This is a genomic window from Candidatus Falkowbacteria bacterium, assembly GCA_018674305.1.
Lineage (GTDB): Bacteria > Patescibacteriota > Patescibacteriia > UBA11705 > JABHMO01 > JABMRF01.
This window is the reverse complement of record JABHAL010000007.1, coordinates 115,479-125,157: the sequence shown is the minus strand read 5'-3', so window position 1 is coordinate 125,157 and position 9,679 is coordinate 115,479. Positions and strand designations below refer to the sequence as shown.

The 9,679-nt window shown below is 37.0% G+C and carries 6 protein-coding genes; all 6 read left to right on the top strand.

Annotation, left to right across the window (positions count from 1 at the left end; all coding sequences use genetic code 11):
- Positions 1–5,347 (top strand): hypothetical protein (locus HN643_03465; GenBank protein ID MBT7500701.1); only part of this gene is annotated, 5,347 nt, incomplete at its 5' end.
- 47 nt (positions 5,348–5,394) lie between these two features.
- Positions 5,395–5,994, top strand: a complete 600-nt coding sequence (locus HN643_03460) for a hypothetical protein (GenBank protein ID MBT7500700.1) — start codon at positions 5,395–5,397, stop codon at positions 5,992–5,994.
- A gap of 81 nt (positions 5,995–6,075) precedes the next feature.
- Entirely contained in the window at positions 6,076–7,317 is a 1,242-nt protein-coding gene (locus HN643_03455) for a hypothetical protein (GenBank protein ID MBT7500699.1), read from the top strand.
- A 3-nt stretch (positions 7,318–7,320) separates the two neighbouring features.
- Complete coding sequence (gene ybeY / locus HN643_03450) at positions 7,321–7,755, top strand: rRNA maturation RNase YbeY (protein MBT7500698.1); 435 nt, start codon at positions 7,321–7,323, stop codon at positions 7,753–7,755.
- On the top strand, positions 7,742–8,095 hold the full coding sequence (locus HN643_03445) for a diacylglycerol kinase family protein (GenBank protein MBT7500697.1): 354 nt from the start codon (positions 7,742–7,744) through the stop codon (positions 8,093–8,095). Before ybeY ends, HN643_03445 begins: the two co-directional genes overlap by 14 nt.
- Before the next feature lie 188 nt (positions 8,096–8,283).
- Complete coding sequence (gene ftsA, locus HN643_03440; GenBank protein ID MBT7500696.1) at positions 8,284–9,534, top strand: cell division protein FtsA; 1,251 nt, start codon at positions 8,284–8,286, stop codon at positions 9,532–9,534.
- The last annotated feature ends 145 nt before the right edge of the window (positions 9,535–9,679 follow it).

Below are 9,679 nucleotides of genomic sequence, written 5' to 3'. Positions count from 1 at the left end.
CACACCACCAGGTGGTGATAATGCTTGTGATGATGGCGAGGATAATGATGGTGATGGACAAACAGATTTAGCCGATTCTTGCTGTAAGAACTCGTTTGGGAATACAGAGGCAGGTGATTGTGTAGCTGCTTGTTCTGATGGGATTGACAATGATGGGGATGGGAAATGTGATTACGGCAATGACGTTTTGGTTGCGAATGGTGAGGTTTTATATTGTTTGGACGAAAATGAGGGAATATTACCATTTGACCCTGGTTGTATCTCAGCTGGCGATAAGAATGAGGTTGATGGTGTGGATGGGGATACTGTTTGTAATGATGGCGAGGATAATGATAATGACGGACAAATAGATTTAGCCGATTCTTGCTGTAATAACTCAGCTGGAAATTCAGAAGCAGGTAATTGTATAACTGACTGTTCTGATGGAATTGATAATGATGATGATGGGACGTGTGATTATGGTAATGAAACTTTAGTTACAGCCGGAGAGGTTTCATATTGCATTATTAATGGCGAGCAAGTAAAATTTGATACAGGGTGTAGCTCAGCGGGAGACAAGGATGAGCTTGAGAATAGTGGTGATGATGATGGTGATGATGTTTATGCTTGTTCGGATGAACAAGATAATGATGGAGATAATTTGATTGATTATTGTGATCCAGCAGAAGGGACTTGTTCAAATTGTGATCCAAACTGTGAAAGTCCAACTGACCAAGATGAAGGTGGAACAACTCCACAGTGTTCAGATGGATTTGATAATGACAATGACACGCATATTGATTTTGGTAATGATCCTGATTGTGAAAGTTGTTCAGATAATACAGAAGAGACATTGCCATTAGAGCAGTGTGATGCTTCGGCAGAATTTGATTCGGATTTGAGTAAACCAGCGCCAGGTGATACTAATATTTGTCTAAATTCATTGCTTTATATTACTTTAACTGAGCAGGTTCAATTGGATAAAGATTCTGTAAAGTTGGAATATTACGGAGATTGCTATAATGTTTCTAGCGCCCAAGGAGGTTTCATTAAAAAAACTTATAATAAAGTTAAGCAGTTTGTAAAAGGACTATTTATAAAAGTGGGCTTAGCGGAATCTGCCTGGTGTGAAGTGGGTCAGAGCTTTTTGGCTACCAATAATCTTAATGGTGATACTGTAGTTGCTATTACTCCTAATAGTCCATTAATGCCTAACCGTGATTATAAAATTACTTTTGATAATATTGCTAATAATTGTGGACAGTTGTCTGATCTAGATATGGAGTTTAGAACCGGGTATGATTATTGTCTGCTGGATAATGTAGCAATAAATCCACAATTTGCATTAGTAACTAAACCTGATATTACAACAACTTTGTACGCAGTTCCTCAGAGTGGTGATCAACCTATTGTTTCAAACCCAGGTATTTATGATTGGCAATGGGATTGGCAGTTGGATGATGATTCATTAATTACCGATAAATATGCTTGTACTTATGAATTAGTTAACGGTGATTATATGTGCGTAAAAAATGCACTTCAGCCATTATTAAATGAACCATTGAATTCACAGTATATTAATGTAGTTAGTAACAACAAAAACGGGACTACTCCGGTTATGGCCAGAGCAACAATTACTCATGATGAAATTGCCGAAGCTCTTGGTGATTTATTAGGAAATGCCGAAGCTGGTACAGTTGGTGAGCAAACTGCGGGCAATGCCAAGTACCAAGTTTTGTTGTGTGATAATTTATGGGAACCAGGTGCGTATGCTCCTGATGAAGAAGGTAATAACAAGTGGGGTAAATTTGAAACTATGATTGATACCGGTGTTTACCACACTACTTATATATATGAGGAGAACTTCAACGTAGGTTTATTCTACTGTCGCGACTTTGGAGGACCAGGCTTGGACGATGACTTACCAAAAATTGATATTGGTTTGGCGGATTTTATTACCAAAAAGTCTACTCCTCGTTACGGTATTTATTTTGATAGGAACCAAGATTATGTACAGGTAAAAGCTAATAATTTAGAATTTATGAATACTGATGATGCTGGTGATCAGAGTGATTGGATGATTGAAGCTTGGGTTTATCATCAGGATGTTGCTGAAGGAAAGTTCTCTCGTTTATTTTATAAAAACTTAGATAATGATTCAGCCACAGATCATCATGCTCAATTGATGGTTCGACAGTGGGGAACCGGTTGTGTTGATGAAGGTGGTGATGTTTGTTATTGGGAATACGGTGATGTTCCAAATGTAAATAATTGCCAAGACTGTCAATTTAAACGATCTTTAACTTATGCTATCGATACGGGAAATTATCCACCACTTGTACAGTCTACGGTTGCTGACCCTTATCTTTTAGAAGAAGGCTTTAACCATATTGCCCTTAGCTATAATGGAGCAGGTGTAGCTAAATTATATATTAATGGAGTAGAGGCTGATACTGTTCAAGAAGCAAACTTGACGGTTGATAATTTAAATAAATGGCCAATATCAACCGGACATTATGGTGATAGTGATTGGGATAATTATGATGATTTATATATTGGTGGTTTAGGAAAAACTCAAACAGCTTCAGTGTCGTTTGCTGGATATATTGATGAATTTAGAATTTGGGATAGTTCCAACAAGTTGCCGGAGTTGGGTAATATAGTTGATCCTACAACTGAACCATCTTTGCAAGGATTGTGGAATTTTAATCAGGACGTGCAAGACAAATCATTTAAACAGGATGTTATTGAAGAACATTGTTCTTCTAACGATATTAATTCGCAATGTCTAGGTACTGAATTTTATCATACTAATTTAACTGAATTGGCAAAGGCTAATGGATTGTTTATAGAAACACCAGGTGAATTGGATTGGGGTGACCTATCAGGAGACCTTGAACATCAATGTAATGATGGTTTAGACAATGATGGTGATGGAGTTCAGGATTATAATGCTGATACTTGGTTTGGTGATCCAAAATGTAAGAGTATTGAAGATCCATGGGAAGAACCAGAACTGTTTGAACAGTATTTCTTTATTAGAGTTGATGATGATTTGAATCCAAGTACTGGACAGCCATATCCAACCAATGATCATGTCGCAGACGCGATTTCACTGAGAATCTATGAAAACTCAGAAAATTTACCACCAGATATTTGGTATCAGAAATATGCTCCGAATGCTGGTAATGCTAATCCAGTCCAGGTTGATTGTCAGACAGATGATTATGGAACTTTCTGTTATCCAGCAGTACAAGATGGCCCAACAGTTTATGTAGCAGCTAGTAATCTTGCGCCAACCGTCGAAGGTGAGAAAACAAAAATTTACAATAACATTTATGTGTTAGGACATTCATTGGGATCAAACGAAGCGACCATGAATATTTATAGTCAATTGGTTAATTTATTATGGTTCAATACTGATTTGGTAACTGATTCGGGAGTACAACCAGAAAAAGTTAAATTGATTCGAGATTCACAGCGTATCATGGATATGATCTTGATGCGTCAGTATGTTAAGTTATATAAACAAGGACACAATGGCCAAGTTCCGCAGTTAGATTCAGGTACTTATGTGCGTGGTCGAGTGTTTAGTGTGTGGCCATCATGGCAAAATGAATTTAGTAGTGCTATTCAGCAGGTCATGCCAATTGATCCTCTTAATCATTTCAAATGGGAAAAAGCGAGCAAAGCAAATACAGGAGTTAAATGTCCTGATCCGCAGTTCGTAGAGCCAGGTGATTTAGCTTATCAATGTCCAAATCCAATTGGCGGTAGTCCTGGCGATTATCAGTGTAAGATACCAGCATTATTCTGTGTCCAGTGCCCGAACGGTTATGATCCTAATACTTGTTACAATAGTGAAACTCAAAAATTCTTTAATTTCTATGATGCAGATCCAGGAGACCACCATGTTTATTCCTTCCAGGTAGATCCTATGAATACTGGCGATACATCAGCCTATAATTTAAGTTTCGCCTTGGAGCTTGATGGTGAGCTTTACAATCATATTGTTACTCCAAGCTTTGATGAGGATGACTGGATTACCGAAGCTCTGCCAGCAGATGCACCAGATGGTACTTTAGGTCAATGTAATGATGGTGAAGATAATGATAATAATGGTTATGCTGATTATTCAGAAGGTGGTGGTGGTGATCCTGGATGTGACAGTTTTAATGATCCACTTGAAGATTTTTCCTTTTGTAATGATGGTATTGATAATGATAGTGATGGAAGTTGTGATTATGCCGCAGCTGGTTGCACTTGTACTTTCCTAAATAATTATTGTGGTACTGGTAATAGTGACGTTAATCATTTACCTCGTGACGAGAGTTGCGATTCAACCCTTGATGAAAGTGAATTAGAACCTGTTCAGTGCGCAGATGGGGCAGATAATGACGGCGATGGAGATATTGATATGGCGGATCTTAAATGTTCGAATGAATTTGATAATTCAGAAGAAGATGGAATGTCTCAGGGAAATATATTGTTTGCGTTTTATGTTGATAATAGCAGTAGTATGGGGACTAATGATCCTGGACATGATCATCTGGAAATTATTAAAGCAATAGTTCTGGGTATGGATGTTGGAGAGACGCATATTGATGGAATTGATGATGTTAAGGGAGTGGAAGCACATTATTTACTTGAAAAAGCTTCAGATCTTTGTTCTGCTGGTAAAAGTTTTTGTTCAACGGTAGAGATAAATAAGGATGATTTCGATGCTGATTATGCTATTGAAGATAATACTTTTGATGGTTCTAGTAGTACTCAAGCGTTTATTGATTATCTTGATACCCCGGGATATCCATATGTCTATAAAAGTCATAATGGTACGCCACATAGGATTTCAAAATTTGTTTCTAATGTTTTGGAACTGGTCTCAAATAATGGTAATTTCTATGCTGGTGTGGTCTATATAATTATAACCGATGCCAAGGATCTTGATGGGTGTACAAAGATGACACCTAGTGAGTCGTGTGCTGATGATATGTCTAGATTGTCCGTTGTTACTTCCGCTGATTCTATGCAATCCCCAGTGCATTTAATTTACATTGGTAATTTGGTAGATCCACAATGTAAAAATGGAACTGACGACGATGGTGATGGACAGATAGATATGCTTGATGGTGGATGTAATCATCCTTTGGACGCTTTTGAAGGTGAGCCAAGTGAAATGAATAGCCCCGGATATTTTTCTTTGACCGATTATACATATTATACTCAAATGCAAGCAGAAGGGAATCAAGGTATTTATGAAAAAGGCAGTATTGCTGATTTACAATCATTATTGCCAAAGATTATTTCTGGAATTACCTCAACAGGAGAAGAAGTTGGTGTTCCGATAGAAGAAGGCTCTATATATTAGTAATAATAAACATCAACTAACTAATACCAAATACCAAATAATTTTTTATGCCAAATGAAAACAACAAAATAGAAGATCCGTTTGACCAGTTTGATCATACGGAAGTAAAAGCAGCGCCAGCATCAAGGCCGGAAGCGCAAACACAAGCCCAGCCTGTTGCACCAGATCCAGTTGGTCCAAATCCCGCAGTGAAAATTGCGATTATTGTTATAATCGTGTTAATTACGATTGGTGTAGTTTGGTTTTTAATTAGTTTTATTAAAAAAATGAAAACCCCAGTAGTTGAAGCTCCAGTAATTGAACAAGTTGAAGAAGAAGTGGAAGTTGTTCCGGTAGATAAAGTAGTAGCACCGGTAGACTCAAGCATTCCCAATACTCCAAATGTTTCAGATCGGGACAACGATGGCTTATCTGATGATCTGGAAAAAGAACTTGGGACTAATATATTTAAAGCAGATTCCGATGGTGATGGATTGTTTGATATAAGTGAAGTTAATGTTTACAAAACAGATCCTTTGACTGCAGATACTGATGGGGATGGTTTTCTCGATGGTGAGGAAGTTTTGGGAGGTTATAATCCGAAAGGCCCGGGTAAGTTGTTGAATTTTCAGAAAGCTTTGACCGAGTTGAAGAGTAGTAAACAGTAACTAGTAATTGGTAAATAGTAATAAGCAATAGCATTTTTTAATAATATTAAATTTATAATTTATAATTTAAAATAACTTTTTATGTTTGACGACACTGATAATAAAAAACCTCAACCACCAGCGCCAGCCGCGCCGCCGGCACCTTCAAATTCTCCATCAGGACCTAAGCCTGAAAAAGACAAAGGTACTGCCAAAGAAAAAGCGGATATTCATACTATGCCTATGGAGTATTATTTGGGCGATAAAACAATAGCTTCTACAAATGCTGGGAAGCCAATTGTTAAGGGTAAACCAGTAGCTTCAGGAGTTGTTGCCAAACCACCGAAGCTGTCTAAGCCCAAGGCGCCAGGGAGTAAAAAGAATTTAAATTTAATTATAATTTTAGTTATAGTTGTAGTCGTGCTTGGTTCAGCTTTCTTGCTTTACAAAAGCTATGATCAAACAGGATCAGAAAGTGTTACTCCAGTAGTGCAGGCACCTAAAGTTCAGCCGATGCCTGAACAGCCAGTTGTTCCAGTAGAAGAACCAGAAGAGCCAGAGCCAGTAATAGAGCCAGTTGAAGAACCCGTGGTAGAAGAAGATGAATTGAAGTTTAATCCAGATGATATTAATCAATACAGTCTTGGCTTGTTGGCTGGACCGGACAAAGACAAAGATAAGCTAACTGATGCCGAGGAAGTTGTTTTTGGAACAAGTGAAAGTTTAAATGATACTGATGGTGATGTTTACAAAGATCAGGAAGAAATCATGAATTTTTATAGCCCAGTTGACGAGACAAGTGTTCGACTTTGGGAGAAGGATTTTGTGGATTATTATACAAACAATATGTATGGTTATAAAATATTATATCCAACTACCTGGTTAATTCAGCCATTGGACCAGGATGATCCAAGTGATTTAATGATCAGTTCCAATCAGAATGAATTTGTAAATATTTTAGTTTATGAAAAGAAACCGGCGCAGAGCGTAGATAATTGGTACTTGAGCATTGCTTCATCAGTCAAGATTAGTCAGTTAAAACATTATAAAACTTATAACGAACTTAATGTGGTAGAGAGTCCAGACGGTTTTACTGTGTATGTCGAAAGTCCAGCCAAGGATAAAGTATTTGCAGTAAATTATAATATTGGATTGAAAGAGAAAGCTAACTTTCCAAATGTCTTTGCTATGATCGTCAGCAGTTTTGAGTTTGTAGAAGTTGTTACTCAACCTGTAGTTCCAGTTGTTCAGGAACCAGCGGCTCCAATAGATCCGGTTGTTGAAGATTCTGTAGTTGTCGAAGAAGAACCAGAAAGTTCTGGACCACCACCTGTAAGTTTTTAATTTATGATTAATACTGAGTTTAATAATCAAACCAGTTTTCGTTTGCCAAGAAAAAAGATTAGTTCAATCCTTAACTTTGCCCAAAAGCAAGCCAAACATCAGGGTAAGGCTTCGGTTTCAGTGGCCTTTGTTGATCCAGTAGTAATTAAAAAATGGAATAAAGCTTATCGCCACAAAAACCAAGTTACTGATGTTTTGTCTTTTGTAGAAGAACAGACGAAAGCCGGCCCCAAGTTTTTAGGAGAAATATTAGTTTGCCCAGAGCAGGCCAAGAAACAAGCAGGGGATTATGATAATACTTTTGAGCAGGAGGTTCTAAAATTAGTCTTACATGGTTTTTTGCATTTGTTAGGATATGAACATCACCAGGAAAAAGTAGCAAAAAAAATGGAGGCCTTGGAAGTAAAAATTTTAAATAAATTTTATGATAAATCTTAAACGATTGTACAAGAGTTTCAGGTTTGCATTTCGAGGATTATTATCATTAATCAAGAAAGAGCAAAATTTTAAGATCCACATGATTGCAACTGTTGTGGTTATTTTTCTAGGTTGGTACATGCAAATTAAATTATGGCAATGGAGTTTAATAGTTTTGATGATTGCTGGAGTTTTAATATTAGAAATGCTTAATACTGTTTTTGAGAGATTGTTGGACTTGTTTAAACCACGATTGCATAGTTATGTTAAGGAGGTAAAGGATATCATGTCTGCAATTGTGTTGGTTGCTTCTATTGCTAGCGTTATAATTGCTTTGTTAATTTTTGTACCTTACTTTTAATAGAGATTATCTTGTTGAACCATTTTGGTGTACAAAATAGTAGATTATCCACTAAATTGGGATAATTTACTTACTTGCTGTAAAATGTTATTTAATGTATTATATTAATAGTATAAAAGCGTAATCTAATTGGGTTAGTGCCCTGGATTATGCTTGATCATATTTTGAGGCTATGCCTCTAGTAATCTATGGCAGAAAATATTATTGCTGGTTTGGATATTGGATCCTCACATATTCGTATTGTGGTAGGACAAACATCCCGAGCTGGTGAAACAGAACAGTTAAATGTAATTGGTGTTGTAGAAGTGCCGGCCCAAGGGTTGAACAAAGGCGCTGTTGTTAGTATTGAAGATGTTGTTTCTAGTATTTCTGCTTGTTTAGAAAAAGCTGAACGAATGATTGGTCTGCCGATTGAAAATGCCTGGGTGGGTATTGGGGGAACTCATATTTCTTCACAGGAAAGTAATGGTGTGATAGCAATCGCTCGAACCAGTGGTGAAATTCAAGAAAATGATGTTGAGCGTGTAATTGAAGCGGCCCGAGCAGTAGCAGCTCCAGTTAATTATGAAATCCTTCACGTGGTTCCTAAGAATTTTTCAATTGATAATCAAACTGGTGTTAAGGATCCAATTGGGATGTCAGGCATTCGTCTAGAAGTAACAACACAAGTTATTAGAGCTCTTAACTCCCAGGTAAAAAATTTAACAAAATGTATTTATCGGATTGGTTTAGATATTAATGATTTGGTACTTAGCGTCTTGGCTGCTGCTGAAGCTGTTTTGTCTCCAAGGCAAAAAGAATTAGGCGTAGCATTAGTAGACATTGGCGCATCAACTACTAAGGTTATAGTGTTTGAGGAAGGTGATGTTTTGCATGTTTCAGTTTTGCCAATTGGTGCTGATCATATTACGGCTGATTTGGCTATTGGATTGCAAACATCTTTGGATGTTGCCGAAAGAATAAAAATTGAAATTGGTACCGCTTTGCCTAAAAACTTCGAAAAAGAAGATGAAATTAATCTAAGAGATCATGGCGGTGAAGATCAAGTGTTCTCAAAAAAATATATTGCTGAAATAGTTGAAGCTAGAGTAGAGGAAGTATTTGAAAAAGTAGATCAGGAATTACAAAAGATTAATCGTAGCGGACTATTGCCCGCTGGTATAATATTAATTGGTGGCGGTTCGAAATTGCCAGGACTAATTGAAGTCGGAAAAAGAAAAACAATGTTGCCAGTTTCACTAGGTGCTAGTAAAAAATTCAATACAGCAGTTGATAAGGTTAATGATTTATCATTTGTAACTGGCCTCGGCTTGGTTATGTGGGGTTATAATGTTATGAACGAAAAGGGAATGGCTAGATTTGGTCTTTCTAACCAATTTAAGTCTGTTAAGGAGGCTGCTGACAAGATGAAGAAATGGGTTAAAAATTTGATTTCCTAAAGTAGGTGTGGTAAAGTAAAATATCCTTAAAATCAAGGGATAGAAGAGTGATAAGAGCTAGAAAATGAAAGTAGGAGGGGGCGGGAATTTATATTTTCCTAGAACCTTCTAGTCTTATAGCTCTGCTCACTTTTCTTTCCCTTTT